The sequence below is a fragment of the Streptomyces capparidis genome (genome assembly GCF_054782095.1).
This window is the reverse complement of the sequence record NZ_BAAGTD010000012.1, coordinates 1-20008: the sequence shown is the minus strand read 5'-3', so window position 1 is coordinate 20008 and position 20008 is coordinate 1. Positions and strand designations below refer to the sequence as shown.

General features: G+C 75.4%; 15 protein-coding genes. 7 read left to right on the top strand and 8 right to left on the bottom strand.

What is annotated here, in order from left to right; all coding sequences use genetic code 11:
• Positions 1–298 precede the first annotated feature (298 nt).
• A complete protein-coding gene (locus tag ACYVO2_RS12305) occupies positions 299–931 on the top strand; it encodes a DUF4230 domain-containing protein (protein ID WP_461007866.1) in 633 nt (210 codons plus the stop codon).
• 60 nt (positions 932–991) lie between these two features.
• On the opposite strand, the gene ACYVO2_RS12300 is transcribed toward ACYVO2_RS12305, so the two are convergent.
• The 3 genes from ACYVO2_RS12300 to ACYVO2_RS12290 all read right to left on the bottom strand — a co-directional run bounded on the left by ACYVO2_RS12300 (position 992) and on the right by ACYVO2_RS12290 (position 3468).
• Positions 992–2188, bottom strand: coding sequence for a dienelactone hydrolase family protein (locus ACYVO2_RS12300; RefSeq protein ID WP_461007752.1), 1197 nt, complete (start codon positions 2186–2188; stop codon positions 992–994).
• 16 nt (positions 2189–2204) lie between these two features.
• Entirely contained in the window at positions 2205–2492 is a 288-nt protein-coding gene (locus tag ACYVO2_RS12295) for a hypothetical protein (protein WP_461007751.1), read from the bottom strand.
• Positions 2493–2661: 169 nt separating this feature from the next.
• The gene (locus ACYVO2_RS12290) at positions 2662–3468 is read right to left on the bottom strand and encodes an AraC family transcriptional regulator (RefSeq protein WP_461007750.1); all 807 of its coding nucleotides are present in this window, start codon (positions 3466–3468) and stop codon (positions 2662–2664) included.
• A gap of 54 nt (positions 3469–3522) precedes the next feature.
• Here ACYVO2_RS12290 and ACYVO2_RS12285 point away from each other — a divergent pair, with 54 nt between their 5' ends.
• A complete protein-coding gene (locus ACYVO2_RS12285; RefSeq protein WP_461007749.1) occupies positions 3523–4734 on the top strand; it encodes an MFS transporter in 1212 nt (403 codons plus the stop codon).
• Between the two features lie 21 nt (positions 4735–4755).
• Here ACYVO2_RS12285 and ACYVO2_RS12280 read toward each other — a convergent pair whose 3' ends face one another.
• From ACYVO2_RS12280 to ACYVO2_RS12260, 5 genes are all read right to left on the bottom strand, one after another.
• Positions 4756–7614, bottom strand: a complete 2859-nt coding sequence (locus ACYVO2_RS12280) for a ferritin-like domain-containing protein (RefSeq protein ID WP_461007748.1) — start codon at positions 7612–7614, stop codon at positions 4756–4758.
• Between the two features lie 210 nt (positions 7615–7824).
• Positions 7825–8799, bottom strand: a complete 975-nt coding sequence (locus ACYVO2_RS12275) for a pectate lyase family protein (protein ID WP_461007747.1) — start codon at positions 8797–8799, stop codon at positions 7825–7827.
• Between the two features lie 106 nt (positions 8800–8905).
• The gene (locus ACYVO2_RS12270) at positions 8906–9976 is read right to left on the bottom strand and encodes a pectate lyase family protein (protein WP_461007746.1); all 1071 of its coding nucleotides are present in this window, start codon (positions 9974–9976) and stop codon (positions 8906–8908) included.
• 696 nt (positions 9977–10672) lie between these two features.
• A complete protein-coding gene (locus tag ACYVO2_RS12265; RefSeq protein WP_461007745.1) occupies positions 10673–11485 on the bottom strand; it encodes a class I SAM-dependent methyltransferase in 813 nt (270 codons plus the stop codon).
• A gap of 309 nt (positions 11486–11794) precedes the next feature.
• Positions 11795–12697: an SDR family NAD(P)-dependent oxidoreductase gene (locus ACYVO2_RS12260; RefSeq protein WP_461007744.1), complete on the bottom strand. Its 903-nt coding sequence runs from the start codon at positions 12695–12697 to the stop codon at positions 11795–11797.
• 173 nt (positions 12698–12870) lie between these two features.
• Between ACYVO2_RS12260 and ACYVO2_RS12255 the strand changes: the two genes are divergently transcribed.
• The 5 genes from ACYVO2_RS12255 to ACYVO2_RS12235 all read left to right on the top strand — a co-directional run bounded on the left by ACYVO2_RS12255 (position 12871) and on the right by ACYVO2_RS12235 (position 19814).
• Complete coding sequence (locus tag ACYVO2_RS12255) at positions 12871–13788, top strand: LysR family transcriptional regulator (RefSeq protein WP_461007865.1); 918 nt, start codon at positions 12871–12873, stop codon at positions 13786–13788.
• 405 nt (positions 13789–14193) lie between these two features.
• Positions 14194–14712 (top strand): YflT domain-containing protein, encoded by a 519-nt coding sequence (locus ACYVO2_RS12250; RefSeq protein ID WP_461007743.1) that lies wholly within the window; start codon positions 14194–14196, stop codon positions 14710–14712.
• Positions 14713–14881: 169 nt separating this feature from the next.
• Positions 14882–16441, top strand: coding sequence for a M28 family metallopeptidase (locus ACYVO2_RS12245; RefSeq protein ID WP_461007742.1), 1560 nt, complete (start codon positions 14882–14884; stop codon positions 16439–16441).
• A 211-nt stretch (positions 16442–16652) separates the two neighbouring features.
• The gene (locus tag ACYVO2_RS12240) at positions 16653–18287 is read left to right on the top strand and encodes a PucR family transcriptional regulator (protein ID WP_461007741.1); all 1635 of its coding nucleotides are present in this window, start codon (positions 16653–16655) and stop codon (positions 18285–18287) included.
• Between the two features lie 213 nt (positions 18288–18500).
• Positions 18501–19814 carry a type III PLP-dependent enzyme domain-containing protein gene (locus ACYVO2_RS12235; protein WP_461007740.1) on the top strand — a complete coding sequence of 438 codons (1314 nt, stop codon included), beginning with the start codon at positions 18501–18503 and terminating at the stop codon, positions 19812–19814.
• Positions 19815–20008: the final 194 nt, after the last annotated feature.

Here is a 20008-nt window from a genome sequence, read left to right as displayed (position 1 = left end):
CCCCTCCCAAGGCGGTGAACCCGCCAGGAGGGGCCCATGGGCGGGGGAACAGCGGGAAGGCGCCCGAGGGAAGGGACCCGACCGCACCCCGCGGAGGTGCAGACGCATGACACATCCACGCCGATCCGCGTCGGCCGCCCCCCAGACCCCGCCCGCGGGACCTGACCAGGACCGACCCGACCCGGAGCGACCGTACCCGGACCGACCCGACCCGGACCGACCCGACCCGGAGCGCGGCCACGGAACGTACCGGCCCCACCTGCCGTGGCGGCCGTGGCGGCGCCGCGAGCGCCGCCGCATGCCGCTGTGGGCCTCGCTCGCCGCCGCCCTCGCCGCGCTGCTCGCGCTGCTCCTGGTGGCCGGGCGGCTCGACCTGTGGCCGGACAACCCGTTCCGCACCGAGACCAAGGACCGCACGGGCCCGGCGCTGCTGAAGTCGATCCGGGACATGAGCCGGTACGAGGCGGCGGCCGGCGAGTTCCAGGTGGTGGTGGACCTGGAGAAGGACACCCGGTACGTGCCGGACGCCATCAAGGGCAAGCGCACCCTGTTCGTGGGCGCGGGCACCGTGGAGGCGTCGGTGGACCTCGGCGGGCTCGGCCGGGACGCCGTCACCGTCACCGAGGACCGCAGGGGCGTCACCGTCCGGCTGCCCCGCGCCTCGCTCGACGGGGCCACCCTGGACGTGGACCGCTCCTACGCGGTCAACAAGCAGCGCGGGGTGCTCGACCGTTTCGGTGACGTGTTCTCGGACAACCCCAACGACGAGCGGGAGGTGCACCGCCTGGCCGTGTGGCACATCGACGAGGCGGCGAAGGAGAGCGACCTGGTGCCCAGGGCGGAGCGCAACACCCGCCAGATGCTGGAGAACCTGCTGCGCTCCCTGGGCTTCACCCGGATCACCGTCGAGTTCCCCGAAGCGCGCCGGTGACCGCCCTGCGGCGGCTCGTCCTGACGGCGGCCGCGGGGCGGGCCGGCCCGCCCCGCGGCCTCACCTCCCGAGGCCGCGGTCCAGCCACTCGAACGTCTCCGCCTGCATGTCGGCCGTGAACACATGGCCGCGGTCGGGCCAGAGCCTGGTGGTCAGCCGGTCGCCCGCCCCCTGCGACTCCCACACCGCGCGCAGCTTCGCGTACGCGGCCTGCACGCCCGCCGGGGGGAAGAGGCCGTCCAGGGCGCCCGCGTGGAACATCATGGGGCGCGGGGCGGCCAGGGAGGCGATGTCCGGGATGTCCAGGTGGCGGTACAGGCCCGGGTGCAGCATGTGGAACGCCGACTGGCCGCGCAGGGTGTTGTTGCCGGGAACCATCATCTCCTTGAGCGTGGTCATCCAGCACACCGCCACCGCCGCCCGGACCCGCCGCGACAGGGCGGCGGTCAGCCAGGCGCGGTAGGCGCCCATGGAGAAGCCGAACGCGGCCACCCGGGTGCGGTCCACCTCGGGCAGCGAGGCCAGGAACGCCGCCGCGCGCACGTCCTCCAGGGCCATGAGCCCGGCCATGGAGGAGCCCAGGTTGTAGAAGTTGGCGGCCAGTGCCTGCTGGTCCTCGTAGGTGAGCGGGCCCCGGTCGCCCCAGCCGAGCGCGTCCACGGCGAGCACCGCGTAGCCCCGCGCCGCCAGCTCGTCCCCGACGAACGCGCCGTCGAAGTGCTTCGCCGCCCAGGCGCGCGCCGAGGCGATACGGGCCTCGTCCGACCACGGCTCGATCAGCTTCTCCTTGCCGATGTCGAACTTCGAGCCGTGGTCGTGCAGCAGCAGCACCGCGGGGAACGGCGGCCTGCCGTGGGGGAGCAGCAGCAGGCCGCGGGCCCTGCCGAAGCGGCTGAGGGCGAACTCCACGGTCCTGCGGCGGTACCGGTCGGTGCGGTGCTCCTCCAGCGTCCGCGGCCGGAACGGCGTGGTGTCGCGCGGCTGGAGGAGCGCCTCCTCGACCCGGGCGCGGGCCGCGCGCCGCCAGGCGGCGGAGTCCCGGACGGGGGAGTTCCCCCAGGCCAGCGGGAACGTGAGCTCGTCCTTCAACTGCTGGTGGAAGGCGGGGAGCACCCGCTCGACCAGCCCGCCGCCCGCCGCGGTCCCCGGGGTCGGGACAGGGGCGGGGCCGGAGCCGGGGGAGGCGGCGAGCGCCGGGGCGGCGGGGAGCAGCACGGACGACAGCGGGGCGAGGGAGACGAACGTGCGCCTGTTCATGGGGCCGGGTCCTCTCTCACAAGGGGCCGTGCGGGGCCGTGGGGGCGGTCGCCCCTGCCGTCGCCGGAGCCGATGAGCATGGCCTTGTCGCGGTCGGCGAAGCGGCTGCCTGAGACCGTGACGAAGTCCGTGCCGTCCTCAGGTCGTAGCCGGGCGCGTAGTCCTGCTCGCCGAGCGGGGTGCCGTCGTCGGCCTCGTGCCCCTCGATGTCCCCCACCACCCGGATCACCTTGGGCGCGGCGCCCGCGCCCGGCGCGAGCAGCGCGCGGGCCGGCAGGGTGACGGTGGCCAGGGCCCGGCGCATGGGGCCTCCCGTTCTCGACGTGTCCGCCCGGCGCCCGCTCGGCGCGGCGTCCGGTGTCCCGGGCGGCTCCGGCCGTCGCATACCGCGTCTCGTATACGACGCATGAAGCAGCCGCGTTGACCGTAGGAGCGGCCCCGCGCCCCGTCAATGGATCCGACGCAACCGACCGTCACATCCCAACGGAATCCCACGGATTCGACCGATCAGCTCCGGCGGCGCCCGGCGCGGCTCCCGGGCGGCCGCGGTGGGCGCCCGGGGTGTGCCCGAACGCGCGGCGGAAGACGTCGATGAACGCGCTGGTGGAGGCCCAGCCGCAGCGGTGCGCCACCGCCGTCACCGGCACGTCCTCCGCGAGCATCCGCAGGGCGTGGTACAGGCGCAACTGGGTGCGCCACTGCGGGAACGTCATGCCCAGCTCCCGGCGGAACAGGCGGCTGACGGTGCGCTCGCTCGCCCCCGCGGCGGACGCCAGGGCGGCCAGCGGACGCGGGTCCGCGGGGTCGCGGTGCAGCAGCCCGCACACGGCCGCCAGGCGGGGGTCGGCGGGCGCGGGCAACTGGACGGGCTGCTGCGGCGAGGCGCGGAGCTGGTCCAGGAGGACCGCGCGCAGGCGCCGCCCCTGCGGGGTGTCGTCCCGCGGGGCCCGGGTGCGGGCGAGGATCAGCTCGCGCAGCAGCGGGCTGACGGTCAGCACGGTGGGGGCGTCCAGGCCGAGCGGGTTGGTGTCGGCGGGCAGGCCCAGCAGGTGCAGCTCGATGCGGCCGTGGGCGCGGTGGGCGTGCGCGCACCCCGCGGGCACCCAGATGGCCCGGGTGCCGGGGGCGAACCAGGTGCCCGCCTCGGTGGTGACGGCCACCACACCGGAGCCCGCGTAGACGATCTGGTGGTCGTCGTGGCGGTGCGCGTCGATGGTCTCCCCGGGGGCCAGCGCCCGGATGCGGGTGGGCGCCTCGGGGGTGTGGCGGATGTCCGGCATGCATTGGCACTTTAACGGAAGCGCGCCAGATGGTGCCGTGGCGACGATGACGGGGTGCCGACGAACAGGAAAACCCCGAACCGGCCCGTCGCCCTGCTGTCCCTGGGCCACGCCTGCGTGGACGTGTACCAGGGCGCGGTCGCCGCGCTGGTCCCGTACTTCGTCTCCGAGCGCGCCTACACCTACGCCGCCGCCTCCGGTGTGGTGCTGGCCGCCTCCCTGCTGTCCTCGGTGGTGCAGCCGCTGTTCGGCGCCCTCACCGACCGGTGGCCGCTGCCGTGGCTGCTGCCGGCGAGCACGCTGCTGTGCGGCGCCGGGGTGGCCCTGGCCGGCGTCGGCGGCTCCTACGCCCTCACCCTGGCGGCCGTCGCCGTCTCCGGGATCGGCGTCGCCGCCTACCACCCGGAGGCCGCCCGGGTGGCGCGCCGGGCGGCCGGGGGCAGCCACACCGCGATGGGCGTCTTCGCCCTCGGCGGCAACCTCGGCTTCGCCGCGGCGCCGCTGCTGGTCGCCGCCGTCGTCGCGACGGGCGGCCTGGGCGCCTCCCCGCTGCTCGGCGTGCCCGCGCTCGCCGGGGCGGTGCTGTGCGCGGTGGCGCTGCGGCGCGTCGCGGCCACCGGGGCGGCCGGTCCTGGGCCGGGCGACGCGGGCCCGGTCCGGGGCCGGGACGACTGGGCGTCCTTCGCCCGGCTGACCGGCGCCGTGGTGTGCCGCTCGATCGTCTTCACCGGCCTGAGCGCGTTCGTCGCCCTGTACGCGCGGCAGCGCACCGGCGGAGGGGAGACCTCGGGCACGGCCGCGCTGTTCCTGCTGTACCTCGGCGGCGCGGCGGGCACCGTGGCCGGGGGCAGGCTCGCCGCCCGCTTCGGCCGCCTGCCCGTCGTGCGGTGGTCCTACGCGCTGACCGGGCTGGCCGTGGCCGGGGTGGTGCTGGTGCCCGGCCCGCTGCTGCACCCGTGCGTCGCCCTCACCTCGGCCGGCCTGTACGTGCCCTTCTCCCTCCAGATCACCCTCGGCCAGGACTACCTGCCCCGGCGGGTGGGCACCGCGGGCGGCGTCACGCTGGGCCTGGCCGTCAGCGCCGGGGGCCTGGCGGGACCGCTCATCGGCGCCCTCGCCGACGCCGTGTCCCTGCGCGCCGCCCTGGCGCCGCTGATCGCGCTGCCCGCGGCGGGCTGGCTCCTGCTGCGCACCCTGCGGGAGCCGAACGCGGAGCCGGACCCGGAGTTCGCGCCGGAGCCGCGGCCCGCCGCCGGCACCCCGTGAACCCGCCGGATCCGGGCCCGCCTACACCTGGAAGCTCGGCCCCAGCACCGTCTGGGCCCCGGGCGCCGACGGGTGGCGGACCAGCTCCTTGGCCCTGACCTGCACCGAGTGCATCAGCGACACCGCCTCCTGGAGGTGCGCCGGATCGCCGCCGAACACCCGGTCCAGGGCGCTGAGCAGCTCCCCGTAGATCCGGTCGCAGCGCCGCGCGGCGGCGCGGCCGGGGGAGTCGGCGGGCAGCGCGGAGGTGTCGGGGTCGTCCACCAGCGGGTGCACGCCGTCCGGGTCGAAGGGGACGGGCTCGCCCTCGAACACCCAGGCCCCGTCCTTCTCGATCAGCCGCCGGCCCTTCACGATCTGCTGGAAGCGGTAGTAGTGCGCCGGCTCCCCGCCGGTGTTCGGGTCGTTGACGGTCCCCTCGCCCTGGTGGACGATCTCGTACAGCGCGCTCTGCGCGGTGCCGACGTCCTTCACCCGGAACAGGTTGCCGGGCGGCGTGCCCGGCCACTCCACCACCTGCGGCCGGTCCGCGCCGGTGAACACCCCGTCGCCCAGCCGGGCGATGGCGTCGGCGATCTCCCGGTAGAACCACCCGATGGTGAACTCCTCGAACACCGCCTCCTCGAAGAACGTGCGCAGCGGCGCGTACAACTGGTCGGCGAGGTCCGCCGGCGCGGTGGCCTCGGCCGGGGGCGGCGCGTCCCGGCCCGCGTCCGGGCACCGGTAGGCGACGACGTCGCCGCGCCCGTCCAGCTCGATGCCCTCGGGGCGGACCGGCTCCCGGTAGCGGGCCCGCGCCCTGGTGAGCGGCCGGTCGGGCTTCTCGATGCCCATGAACACCTCCCGCACGTGCGCGGGCGAGCACCGGCGCAGCCGCACGACCAGGCCGGGCAGCACTCCCGCGGGCAGTTGCGTGGGGTACTGGGGCACGAAGCCGGGCCGGCCGACCCGCGGCCTGCCGTCGACGGCCGTCAGCACGTTGGCCACCAGCGCCATGTGCAGCATCTCCTGGAGCACCACGGAGCGGATGATGTCGGCGACCTCCCTGTTGCGCCCGGGCTTGAGCGAGAACAGGGCGTACAGGTACGGCGGGATGGTGGCGTGCTCGAGACGCAGCGCGAGCTGGAGGACGCGGCGCAGGTCGGCGGCGTCCCTGATGGCCAGGAACCGGGGCCGCGGCCGGTCCAGCCACGCCAGGACGGCGTCCCGCTTGGCGGGCGACAGGTCGCGGGTCACCGGCATGTGCGCGGGCGACTCCATCGGCTCCGACAGCACGTACCGCAGCCGGTCCCGGTACCGGACCACCTGGTGGTAGTCGGACATGTCGAGCACGCCGCGCATGACGGGGTACAGGTTGGCGTACTGCTGGAGGATCGGCTGGATGTCGGGGATCCACGCGGGCTCCTCCGGCGCCCGGTACTCGTTCCACACCAGCACGTTGAGCTGGCCGTCGGTGACGGTGAGGGCGCCGCCGCCGTCGCCGGTGAAGCGGCGGCCGTAGTCGAGGGTGTGGATGCGGCCGTCGATGAACCGGCGCGGGTTGCCCGGGTCGGTGGCCGCGAGCCGGACGGTGGCCAGACCGGCGTCGTCGGTGGTCACCGGCGGCACCGGCAGCAACCCGCCGGGGGCGTCCGCGGGGAGGGGCGGCTCGACCAGCGACGGGTCGTCCGAGTGCCTGCGCTCGGCCCGCAGCGAGGCGTTGTCGAAGGTGATCGTCACGCCGGGGGCGGGCCGCCCGAACCGGGTGGCGTGGAAGCGCACCCGCGGGCCCCGGCCCTCGGCGACGGGCGGCTGGAGGCGGAAGACGCTCACGTCCGCCCGGACCAGGCCGGCGTCGGCGCTCTCCGCCAGCAGGATCCGCCCGCCCGGGCCGGTCAGGGCGAGCCTGCCGCGCTCCGCCCGGTCGTCGGGGAGCCGCACGGTGGCGATGCCCGCGAAGGTGGTGAGGAAGTCGGCGTCCACGGGGCCGAGCTCCCCGAGCACCTCGGGCTCCCCGCCGCCCGGCGGCAGCAGCGCCACCAGGACGGGGCCGAGGTCGGCGGGGGGACCGCCGGGGCTGCGGGTCGGGACGCTGTTGCCCAGGTCGATGTGGAGCAGGTGCCGCTCGTCGAGGCGGCAGGGCGCGTCGGTCAGCCCCGCGCGGGTGGAGCGCAGCCGCCGGGCCGCGACGAAGTGGCGGGGCTCGCCCGGGGCGGCCGGGCCGAGCGAGCCGACGACGCGGCCGGTGGTGAACCGGGGCGAGTCCGCGTCGGGCTGGTACCCGTCCAGGGTGAACCGGATCGACACCTCGCCGCCCCCGGCCGCGGCGAGCAGCTCGGCGGCGAACGGCGACGGCGAGGACCCGTCGGCGGGGCGGGGCCGCAGGGTGATCACGGACTGGAAGGCGGCGGAGAACCGCTCCAGGCCCCCGGGCGCGGGCGACCGCTGCCACAGGTCGTCGAACGAGGCGGGCGCGAAGTCGCCGGACAGCACCCGGCGCCCCGCGCTGTCGGACAGCGCCAGCCGCAGCCCCCAGATCTGGGAGACCCCCTGCTGCATCGGGTCCAGGTCCTGGATCTTGGCGCTGACCCGCTGCCCGTCGTCGATCAGCGCCCCGCCCACCAGCGGATCCAGCGCCGGGGACGTCACCACCGTGCCGTCCGCGCGGATGACGCTGGTGACCGCGCAGTCCTCCAGCCGGAAGGAGGCGCCGCCCCGCGGGTTCCAGTCCCCGTTGCCCGGCCCCGGCCGCTGGAAGCGCGGGTGGAAGGCGTCGTTGTCGTAGTGCTCCGGGGTGTTGTTGACGGTGGAGGGGTCGCTGACGAAGGTCCCGGAGAAGTGCAGGCGGGGGTAGCCCAGATAGCTCACGTGCGCCACTCCGTTCGCGGAATCGTCGGCCACCGGGTATGGCCGCTCCGCTACGTATCACCCGCGGCGCCCGGCGAATCGGCCCGTACGGGTGGACCCGGCCTCCGGCCCCGCGGGCCCGGACCGGGCGGCCGAGGCGGCCGGGGTCCGCGCGCGGTCGGCCGCCGGGGCGGGACCGCGGGCCCGGCGGCCCCGCGGTCCCGCCCCGGCGGCGTGCCGTGCGGTTGCGGCGGTCGGGCGGCGTCAGATCTTGCCGACGCCCGCGCCCGCCGTCACCGCCGCCTTCACCCCGGAGGCGGCGTCGGCGGTGTAGCCGTACGGGATGCCCGCCACGCTGCCGTTGGTCTCGCAGGTGCCGGAGTTGGTGAAGAGGTTGTTGCGCTGCACCAGGCGGCCGGGGTCGGAGTCGGCGTAGCCGCTGGCCGAGTAGCACGGGTGGGCGACGTTCTCGAAGTGGTTGCCCTCCACCAGCACCCCGCCGTTCATCGTGGAGGCCACACCGTAGGTCGCGTTGTTGGAGAAGTAGTTGTTCAGCACGTGCACGGGGTCGCCGAAGCGGACGCGCGGGTTGCGCTCGGCGGTGCCGTCGAACCAGTTGTGGTGGTAGGTCACCTTCAGCTTGCCGGTGTCCTGGCCGGAGTTGCCGTCCGAGTGGCCCAGCAGCATGTTCTTGGTCTGGTTGTGGGCGTGGTTCCACGACACGGTGATGTTCGTCGCGCCCCGTTTGATGTCCACGCCGCCGTCGTTGGCGCCGGAGATGTCGTTGTGGTCGATCCACACCCTCGTGGAGTTCTCCACGTTGATCGCGTCGTCGTTGGAGCCGGTGAACCTCAGGTTCTGGATGATGACGTTGCTGACCCCGCTGACGTTCAGCCCGCTGCCGCTGATCCGGCCGGCGGTGCCGACACCGACGATGGTCTTGTTGGCGGCGACCTTGGTCATGCTGCTCAGGCTGATGGTGCCGTTGACCCGCACGATCGTCGGGGAGCTGCTCTGCACGGCGGTGCGGAAGGCGGAGGCGTCGCTGACGGTGACGGTGCTGCCGCCCGCGCCTCCCGTGGTGCCCGCGCCGAATCCGATGGGGGTGGCCGCGGCGGCGACGTCGCCCGCGGGCTCCGCCGGGGCGCCGTTCGCGGTGGTCGTGGCGGTGAGGGCCAGCACGGTGGCGGCGGCGCTCACGGCGCTGAGCACGGTCAGTCGTGCGCTCGTCCTGCGCATGGGGCTCTCCGTCCTTTCCGGGGTGGGTGGGGGTGGGACGTGACTGCGGTGCTGTGCGGGCGGGCTCACGCGCCCGGGCGGGCGGGCCGGGGCGCGTTCCCGGGTCTCAGATCCTGCCGACGCCGGCACCGGCGGGGACGACGTTGGGCACCTCGGCCGAGCGGTGCAGGGTGTAGGAGTAGTACGTGCTCGGCTGGGTCACCGAGCCGCGGGTCTCGACGGCGTGGTTGCACTCGACGAGGGTGTTGTCGCGGGAGACCAGGCGGCCCAGGTCACCGCTGAAGTCCACCCGCGCCGGGTTGTTGACGCTGAAGAAGTAGTTGCCCTCGAGCACCACCCCGGCGTCCATGGTGGACGCCACGCCGTAGCTGTTGTCCCGGTAGTAGTTGTTGTAGACGTGCACCGGCTCGGCGAAGCGGACCCGCGGATTGCGCTGGTCGGAGCCGTCGAAGTAGTTGTGGTGGTACGTCACGCGCAGCCGCCCGCGGTCCTGGGCGGCGTTGTCGTCGTCGTGGCCGAGCAGCAGTGTCTTGTCGTGGTCGTGGAAGCGGTTCCAGGAGACGGTGACGAAGTCCGAGCCGCGCTTGATGTCCACGGCGCCGTCGTCGCCGTTGGAGAAGTCGTTGTGGTCGATCCAGATGTGGTGGGAGAACATCTGGACATTGATCAGGTCGTCCGTGGCGCCGTCGATCGACAGGTTGCGGATGATGACGTTGTGCACGGCGTTCGCCGGCGGCGAGGTGACGTCGTCGTCCACGGGCAGGCCGATGTTCAGACCGCCCCCGGTCAGCCGGGCGCCGGAGCCGACCCCGATGATCGTCTTGTCCGAGGCCACCCGGTGCATGCCGTCCGTGGTGCCGGTCGGCAGCGTGATGGTGCCGCTGACCTGCACGATCAGGGGTTCCGGGCGGGAGATGTAGTCGAGGAACTGCGCGGTGGTGGTGGCGGTGACGGTCTGGCCACCGGCGCCGCCGGTGGTGCCGTTCTGCCCGAGGGCGTTGACCCCGGCGAAGCCGTCCGCGGTGGCCAGGGCCTGGGGCGGGGCAGCGGGGGCGGGCGCGGCGGCGGGGGCGGCGGAGACGCTGCCGATCAGTGCGGCGACCGCTGCCGCGGCCGTCAGGGCGACACGCGCGGCGCCGGGGCGGGCGGCTCCACGGTGCGGGGAGAGCAAGCGCATGGCGGTGGCCCTTTCTGTGGCGGTTCCGGGCATGCGGGTGCGAGAGGCGGGGGCGGCCCGGCGGGCAGGGGGAGTCCTGGGAAACGGCGCGGGCCCCACTGGAGCAAGCGCTTTCTATTGGGACGCTAGGTGGTCGCTCTGAACGCGTCAACAGACGTGTACATGATCAGTGTTCATATGTCGGAACATGAGGGGTGGGGGTTAAGGGAGTCGTTGCATGGTGTTGGTTTTTGAGCGGGTTGCGGCGTGTGGGCGGACGGCCGAGGGGAATTGGCCGAGACTGCCCGGGTTGACTGGCGGTTTCTGCCTGGGTGGGAGGCGGAGGAGTGGCAGGGCGGCGTGCCGGCGGGGGCGGGTGAGGGGGATGGTGGAGGCTCGCGGGCGGAGGGGGAATCTCGACAGGCGCACTCTCGTTCATGTACATGACTCACATGCCGCAACCGGAACGGCTACGGATGCGGCCGACCACGTCCGGGGCGGGGCGCCGACCGGTCGCTCAGGGGTGTGATCCGGACAGGAGCCGCGCTCATTGCGGGGGCGCGTCAGGGCCGCCCCGCCCCCGCCTCCGCCCGAGACGCGGGCCGGGCGGACCTGCCGGACCCGCGACGGACACCACCGGCTCGGGGCGCAGGTGCCGCACCACCCCCTCCGGGTTGCCGAACGACCCGCTCGGCGCCGACGCGCACCGGGCCCGCGCTACGGCAGCGGCCGGGCGCGGGGGACGGCGAAGTCCGCCCACACGGTGGCCGGTAGCAGGCGGCGGGCCAAGGGGACGCGGTGTCCGTGACGCATGGCGGGGCCGAATCCGCCGGGCCACCGCTCCACGGGCAGGTACCGCAGCCCGCTCAGCCGCGGCCGGACGGGCCGGAGCCGGTTCAGGCCCGCGGGGGACATGCCGAAGTACATCGGCGGCAGCCGGAACCCGCCGCACCGCAGCAGGCCGAGGCGGGCCAGGCCGGTGAACCAGCGCGGCGGCGTGTCGAAGATGAGGGAGCCGCCGGGGAACCGCTGGGCGAGCGTGTCGATCAGGCCGGTCACCTCGCGGGGCCTGAGGTACGGCAGCAGGCCCTGCGCGACGATCAGCACGGGGCGGCCCGGCTCGACCTCCTCCATCCACCGCGGGTCGAGCGCGGAGGCGGCGACGGTGCGCTGCCGCCCGCCGTGGGGCAGCACCGAGCGGCGCAGCGCGACCACGTCGGGCAGGTCCACGGTGAGCCAGGTCAGCCGTCCGTTGTCCACGCGCCAGAACTGGGTCTCCAGGCCCTCGCCGAGGGCGACCACGGTGGCGTCGGGGGAGCGCTCCAGGAACGCGGTGATCTGCCGGTCGAACAGCCTGGCCCGCTCGGCGAAGTAGTGCGCCATCAGCGCCGTGCGGCGCCCCATGGTCGAGCCCAGCGGGGCGGCGAGCCGCCGCGCCACCCGCTCGGCCATGGGGTCGGGCAGTTCGAGGGAGCGGTGGTGGAGCGCCCAGAGGGCGGTCGCCGGGACACCGCTGAGCGGAATATTCACCTCCGCTTCGTGTGATGACGGGTCGTCGGCGTGGTGGGTCAAGGGTTCCTGTCTCCCGAGGGGAGGCGGACCGCGCGGTGCGGGGCCGCCACCGGGTCCGTGACGGGGCGCGTCCAGGGGACGGCTCCCAGTCAAGCAAGGAAGGCGTCACGCGGGCGGCAGGCCACCGCCGAAGTCGCTCGGTCCGGTGAACCGGGGGTGCCGGAGAGCGCGGATCCCTGTGCCCGGTCGCGCGCCGGGGCGAGGCGGGCACGCCCCGGCGCGAGGACCGCCGCGGGACCGGTCCGGCCCCCCGGGAAGGGGCCGCCGTCACCCCGTCAGATAGCCGCCGGAGACGTCCACGTCGGTGCCCACCAGCGGAGCGGCGTCCGGGGAGCCCAGCCAGAGCATCACCCGTGCCATCTCCTCCGCCCGCACGATCCGCCCGATCGGGTAGGTGCGGGCGATCTCCTCGTAGGTCAGGCCGAACGCCTCGGCGGCGCGCCGCAGCATCGGGGTGTCCACCGCGCCGGGCGCGAACGCGGTCACCCGGATCCCGTCCGGGGCGTACTCCAGCGCCGCGACCTTCGTCAGCGACGCCACCGCGTGCTTGCTCGCGTTGTAGGGGGCGATCGTGGCGAACCCGGTCTCCGCGGAGATCGAGGCCGTGTTCACGATCACGCCGCCCTTCTGGGCCAGCATCCGCGGGATCTCGTACTTCATGGCCAGGAACACCCCCGCGGCGTTCGTCCGCCACACCTCCTCCATGTCCCGCAGCGACTGCTCGTGCAGCCGCGCCGCCCGCGGGCTCTCCACCCCGGCGTTGTTGAACGCCACGTCGATGCGCCCGTGCCGCTCCACGCAGGCCGCCACGAACGCCCTGACGTCGCCCTCCACCCGGACGTCGGCGCGCACGTAGGTGGCGTCGCCGCCCGCCGCGCGGATCTCGGCCTCCACCCGCCGCCCGAGCCCGGCCCGGCGCCCGCAGAAGAAGACCCGCGCCCCCTGGCTCGCGGCCTCCCGCGCCGCGGCCTCGCCGATGCCCGACGTGGCGCCCGTGATCAGCACCACCTTGTCCCGCAGCGGCCCGCCCCGCGCCCGCCGCCCCGCCGCGGAGTCGGGCTCCTCCGCCGCGGCCCGCGGCGCCGTGACCACCCCGGCCGCAAGCCCCGCCGCGCCCGCCCGCAGCACTCCGCGGCGGGTGGAGGCGCCCTGCCCGTACGGTCGTCGCATCCCGTGGTTCCCCTCTGTGACGAAACACGGCGCGGCCGGTCCGGCCGCGCCCCGGAGCGCGCTGCCGCGCGCACCCTCATTGGATTCGGCCGCCGCGGATGAGGTCCAATGCTTGCGCCCATGCGTCGCGGGCATGGATGTCGGACCGCACCGAAGGAGGCCGGGCATTGGACGTGGACACCCGGGTCCTACGCTACTACGTCACCGTCGCCGAGCAGTTGAGCTTCACCCGGGCGGCGAGGCTGCTGTTCGTCACCCAGCCGTCGCTGAGCCGCCAGATCCAGCGGCTGGAGAGCGAACTGGGCGTCCGGCTGTTCGAGCGGACCAGCAGGGAGGTGCGGCTGACCGCGGCCGGGGAAGCCCTGCTGCCCGCGGCGCGCCGGATGCTCCAGGAATGGCAGGAGGCCATGCGTGAGGCGCGGACCGCTCAGGCGGCGCGTCTGCGGCTGCTGCGGATCGGCTTCGTGGCGACGGGCGCGGGCGCGCTCGGCAGGCGCGCGCGGGCCGCCTTCGCCGAGCGGCACCCGGACGTCAGGGTGGAGCCGAAGCGGTTCGACTGGGGCGGTGAGGCCGAGGCGCTGCGGCAGGGCCTGGCCGACGTCGCCTTCGTCTGGCTGCCCGCGGACCTGACCGGGCTGCGCTCCCGGATCGTCGCGGAGGAGCCCCGCTGGGTGGCCGTGGCCGCCTCCCACCCCCTGGCCGCGCGGGAGGAGGTCGGCATCATGGACCTGCGCGACGAGCCGCTGATGTGGACGCGCAAGGCGCCGCCGCGGTGGGTGGACTGGTGGGCGGTCAACCCCAGGCCGGACGGGTCGGCGCCGGTGTGGGGGCCGGAGAACGACAACGTCGAGGAGATGCTCGAGCACGTCGCCGCGGGCGCGGCCGTCTGCATCGGCACCGAGTCCATGGCGGGCTACTACGCCCACCCGGAGCTGACGTGGCGCCGTATCACCGACGTGGAGCCGCTGCGCATCGCGGTCGCCTGGCCCCGCCACCGCCCCAGCCCGCTGGCCCTGGACTTCGCGGGCATCGTGGACGCGCTCACCGCGGGCGGCGGCCCGCCGCCGGAGGACGACAGCGCGGCGCGGTGACGGGGCTCCCACCGGGCGGCCCGCCCAGGCGCCGCCCGGTGGCCGTCCCCGCCCGGCACCGAGCGGGGAGTGGTCCTCGCGCCGCTCCCCCCGGGCGCCCGGGCGGGGCGGGGCGCGTCCGCCGTCCGGTGCGGCCCCGGCGGGCCGGTGGGACAATGAGACGGAGGAGGCGCCCGCCCCCGCGCCGACGGCCCCGCCGTCCGCCCGCGCCCGGGCCGCCCCCGCCGCGGTGCCGGCCCGCGTGGCCGGGACCGGGCACAAGAGGAGATCACGCGCACCCACCGTGCGCGCGCCGCGCGGCCCGGGAGACGGGCCCGGCGGACGCCCCCGCGCTCCGGCGCTCCGGCTCCCACGACGGCACGGCCCCGGGCCGGACCGCCGTCACGCCCCCGGAAAGGACGGACGATGTCCCAGACAGGACCCGGTTCCTTCAACGCGGTCACCGCGGCGTGGAACACCGTGGCCGGCTACGACACCTACGAGGAGGCCCAGGCGGCGGTGGACCGGCTGGCCGACGACCGGTACCCGGTGGAGCACCTCGACATCGTCGGCTCTGACCTGCGGCTCGTCGAGCACGTCACCGGCCGGATGACCGTCCGGCGCGCGACGGCGGCGGGAGCCGCGAGCGGCGCCTGGTTCGGCCTGTTCATCGGACTGCTGGTGGGTCTCTTCACCTCCGGCGCGACCTGGATCGGGCTGATCCTCGGCGGTGTGCTGATCGGCGCGGTGTGGGGCGCGGTGTTCGGCTTCGTCGGGCACGCGGCCACCGGCGGGCGACGGGACTTCTCCTCCGTGCGCAGCCTGGCCGCCACCCGCTACGACGTGATCGCCCGCGGCGGCCACGCGGAGGAGGCCAGGCAGGCCCTCCGGCGGGCGGGCGTGGATCTCGGCCGCGGCGGCGGGCCGGAGCCCGGTCCGGCGTAGCCCGGCCGTCCCGGCCGGTGCGCAGCCCTGCGCAGGGGGGATCCGACGCGGCGACAACCTCGACCTGGTCAAAACAGCCGGGAGCGATCGCAACACAGGGAACGAGTGTTCCCAAACCGATCAGGTGTCGCTAGCTTCCCTTCAATCTGTTCGCGCAGGAAGGATCCCTGTGAGCGTTCTGTCTCGCAGAGCCGTGGCCGGTCTCGCCGCCACCGCTCTCACCGCACCGTTGCTGTTCACCGCGGCGTCACCCGCCACCGCGAACGGCGACCACCGCGACCCGGCGAAGGAAGCGGCGAAACTGGCCCGTGAGCTGGTGTACAGGTCCGACGCCCAAGACGCGCACCGCCACCTGAGGAAGTTCCAGGCGATAGCGGACGCCAACGGCGGCCACCGCGCCGCCGGTTCACCCGGGCACGACGCCTCGGCCCGGTACGTCCACAGCCGGCTCGAACGCGCCGGGTACGACGTCTCGTACCAGACCTTCACCTTCACGTACATCGAGACGCTGGCGCAGAAGCTGTCGGTGGTGGCGCCCTCCCCGCGCGACGTCACGGTCAGCGCCATGTCGTACACCACGAGCACACCCGTCGGCGGCATCACCGCCCCGCTGGCCGCCGTGCCCGCCGGGTCCGACGCGACCCCGGGCTGCGAGGCCGCCGACTACACGGCCGGGACCTACACCGGCTCCATAGCGCTGATCAAGCGCGGCGGCTGCACCTTCGCCGTCAAGCAGGCCGCGGCGGCCGACGCCGGAGCGGTCGGCGCGATCATCTACAACAACGTCCCGGGCGCGCTCAGCGGCACCCTCGGCGACCCGGCGGCCGGACGCGTCCCGACCGGCGGCGTCACCCAGGCCGACGGTGAGGCACTGGCCGCCGAGGCCGCCAAGGGCGAGGTGAAGGTCTCCCTGGAGATCCGCCAGTTGCGGGAGGAGCGCGAGACCGACAACGTCATCGCGGAGACCAGGGGCGGCGACCCGGGCAACACCGTGATGCTCGGCGCCCACCTGGACTCGGTGACGGCCGGGCCCGGCATCAACGACAACGGCTCCGGCTCGGCCGGCCTGCTAGAGGTCGCCCTGGAGCTGGCCGAGACGCACCGGCAGCCCGCCAACAAGGTCCGCTTCGCCTGGTGGTCGGCGGAGGAGCTGGGCCTGCTCGGCTCCGAAGACTACGTCGCCAAGCTGACGGACGCGCAGAAGGCGCAGATCAAGCTCTACCTCAACTTCGACATGATCGCCTCGCCCAACCACGGCCTGTTCGTCTACGACGGCGACGACTCCGACGCCGTCGGCGAGGGCCCGGGACCCGAGGGCTCGGCCCAACTGGAGCGGGACATCACCGACTTCATGGACCGCAGGGGCCTGCCGCACGAGGGCACCGACTTCACCGGCCGCTCCGACTACGGGCCGTTCATCGCGGTCGGTATCCCGTCCGGCGGCACCTTCACCGGCGCGGAGGGCATCAAGACCGAGGCGCAGGCGGCGAAGTTCGGCGGGAAGGCCGGTGTCGCGTACGACGCCTGCTACCACCTGGCCTGCGACACGCTCACCAACATCGACATGAAGGCGTTCGACGCCAACATCGACGTCATCGCCAACGGGGTCGGCACCTACGCGCACGACCTGAGCTCGCTGACCAGGCCGGTGGAGACGGTTCCCACGGAGGGCGACGAGGGCAGCGGCGGCGGTCTGCACGACGACCACGACCACGAGGTCGCCGAGTGACCGCGGGGCGGTACCCGCTGTGACGCGATGCGGGGCGCGGCGTGAGCCGCGCCCCGCACACCTTTTCCCGGCGGCCCGGCGTGAGGACTCCATTCGTCAGACGCACAGGTGATTGCGGATCATCACGTGCGGCTCCGGCGCCGCCCCTACGCTGAGCCGCGGCACACGTTGCCGCGCCGAGGGGCGGCGCGCGGGGGCAGGGGGAGGGCCGATGGAGTCGAGCCAGTGGGGCGGGTGGGGGTCGGACGGCGGGGTGCGGGTGACGCTGGAACGCCTGCTGTCCGTGGTGGGCGCGGGCGCGGTGGAGCTGTGCGTCGCCCCGCGGGGCCTGACGGCGGCGGTCGCGGGGGTCGCCGTGCTGGACCCGCAGGAGCCGGGGACGACACCGGGGGAGCTGCTGCTCGCGGTCGGCGTCGACCACGAGTCGGCCGTCGCCCTCGACGTCGTGCGGCGCGCGGGCGCCGCCGGGACCCCCGCCGTGGTCTTCGGTCCCGGCGCCTCCGGCCGGCCGGGCCCGGTGCTGCGCTCCGCCGCCGAGGAGGCCGGCACCGCGGTGCTGCTGCGCACGCCGTGGTGCCCGTGGGCGCGTCTGGTGGGCGTGCTGCGGGCGGGCCTGGCCTCGCTGGGCGCGCCGCAGGACCCGGCGGTCGCCGATGTGGCGCTCGGCGACCTCAACGGGCTGGCCGACGCGGTGGCGGCGCTGGTCGGCGGCTCGGTGACGATCGAGGACACCGAGTCCCGGGTGCTGGCCCACTCCTCCACGGAGGAGGACGTGGACGAGCTGCGCCGGCTGACCATCCTCGGCCGCCGCGTCCCGCCGTGGCGGGTGGCCGCGATGCGCGAGGCCGGGTTCTTCCAGGCCCTGTGGGCGGCGGGCGACGTGCTGTACCGGCCCGCGCAGGGCGAGAACCCCGAGCGCCTGGTGGCGGCGGTACGGGCGGGCGGCGAGGCGCTGGGCTCCATCTGGGTCGCCGCGGGCCGCGAGCCGCTCGCCCCGGACGCCGCCGACTCCCTGCGCGCGGCCGCCAGGGCCGCCGCCGCCCATCTGCTCCACCACCGCACCCGCGCCGCGGCCGGGCGCGCCGCGGAGGACGCGGCCCGAGCCCTGCTGGAGGGGCGCGGGCCCGCGCAGGTCCTGGCCGAGCGGGCCGCGCTCCCGCTGCGCGGCCACTGCGCGGTGCTCGCGGTGCACCCGGGCCGGGACCAGGGAGCGGACGCCCTCGAGCGGCTGCGCGGCAGGCTGGCGCTGCACTGCGAGGCCCAGCGGCACCGCGCCGTGGTGGTGCTCGTCGGCGGCCGGGCCCTGGTGGTGCTCGGCGCGCTGGACGAGGACGCGCGCCGGGCCGAGGAGCAGGTCACCCGGCTCGGCACGGCCCTGGCCGGGGACGTCGCGGCGCCCGGCGGGCGGGTGCGGATCGCCCTGGGGGACGTGGTGGCGGGCCTCGCGGAGCTGCCCGCCTCCCGCCGGTCGGCCGAGCAGGCCCTGGCGGCGCTGCTCGCGCCGGGGCAGACCCGCGCGGTCGCCAGGACCCGCGACGTGGCCGAGGCGGTGGCCATGGCGCAGATCATGGACGCCCTCGCGGACGTCGCCCTGCCCGCGCCCACCCCGGTGGCCCGGCTGGCCGCGGCCGAAGCCGAGCACGGCGGAACCCTGGTGGAGACCCTGCGCGCCTACCTGGACCACTTCGGCGACGTGCCCGCCGCGGCCCGGGCGCTCGGGGTGCACCCCAACAGCCTGCGGTACCGGATCCGCCGGATCACCGAGCTGTCCGGGCTCGACCTGAAGGACCCCGAGGCGAGGCTGCTCGCCCACCTCCAGGTGCGGCTGCTCGCCCACGGCGGCTGAGCGCCTGTCCGCGGCGACGAACCGGGCCGGGGCCCTTCGTCGCCGCGCACAACGGCGGCGGCCCCGCCCCGGTCGCCGCCGCCCCGCCGCACCGTACGGCGGCGCCCGTTTCTGCGCGTGCCACGAAGACGCCCCCGCCGGTGCCCGGGCAGCCTGGTGGCACGCCCGGCGCGGCCGGGCGGCGCGAGCGACACGGCAACCGGAAGGCACGCCATGACCGACCTCTCACGTCCGGCCGACCGGCGGGAGCACATCCTGCGGGCGGCCGTCCACCAGGGACTGCTGCACCCCGAGCGGGCCGTGCTGGCCGGCTTCGTCGACCTCGACGGCGTCGCCGGGACCACCGCGGCCCTGCACCGCGCGTTCCCCTCGTCCCCGAGCGTCCTGCACGCCTTCGCCGCCAAGGCCAACTGCCTGGTCCCGGTCCTGGCCGAGCTGCGGCGCAACGGCATGGGCTGCGAGGTCGCCACCGCGGGCGAGCTCGCCCGGGCCGTGGAGGCCGGTTTCCCGCCCGAGCACATCGTCTTCGACTCCCCGGCCAAGACCTGGGCCGAGCTGGAGTGGGCGCTCGACCTGGGCGTCGCCGTCAACGTCGACAACTTCCAGGAGCTGTCCAGGATCGACCGGATCCTCGCCGCCCGGCCCTCCCGGTCGCGGCTCGGGGTGCGGGTGAACCCGCAGGTCGGCGGCGGGTCCATCGCCGCGATGAGCACGGCGACCCGGCACTCGAAGTTCGGTGTCCCCCTGGCGGACTCCGGCGCGCGGCGGCAACTGCTGGACGCCTACCGGGACCGCCCCTGGCTGACCCGGGTGCACACCCACGTCGGCTCCCAGGGCTGCCCGATCGACCTGATGGCCCGCGGTGTCGCGGAGGGTGTGGACTTCGCCGAGGAGGTCAACCGCACCCTCGGCCGGCGCCAGGTGACCGGCGTCGACATCGGCGGGGGCCTGCCCGTGAACTTCGCGAGCGACGAGGTCACCCCGACCTTCGACGCGTTCGCGGACCGACTGCGCGAGCACGCGCCCGCGCTGTTCGGCGGCGAGTACGCCATCGTCACCGAGTTCGGGCGGTCGGTGCTGGCCAAGAACGGCTTCATGGCCGCGTACGTGGAGTACACCAAGAGCGCGGGCGGCCGCCCGATCGCCGTCACGCACGCGGGCGTGCACGTCGCCACGCGCACCGTGTTCGCCCCCGACGCCTGGCCGCTGCGCGTCGAGGCGCACGACGCCGCGGGCGCCGCCAAGCGGGGACGACCCGTGCGGCAGGACGTCGCGGGGCCGGCCTGCTTCGCCGGCGACCTGCTGGCCCGGGACCGCCCGCTGCCGCCGCTGGAACCCGGCGACCTGGTGGTGCTGCCCGACACCGGCGCCTACTACTTCAGCACCCCGTTCCACTACAACAACCTGCCCGAGCCCGCCGTCCACGGCGTCCGCGTGGACGCCGCCGGGCGCGTCGCCTTCGAGACGCTGCGGCCCGCGCAGTCGCTGCCCGAGCTGCCGCTCCGCGCCGGGCAGCCCCTTCCCTGAGCGGGCCGCCCAGCCCCGGCCGCCCAGCCCCGTCCGTCCAGCCCCGTCCCGCGACTCGCCGCACGAGGAGTCAGCAGCCATGACCGCACCGCGCACCCCGCCGGGGTGTCCGACCCGCACCTCCACCACCCCGCCCCGGCGGGCCCGCGGCGCGCGCCCGGCCGCCGCGGCCCGCCGCTGCCGCCGGGCGGCGC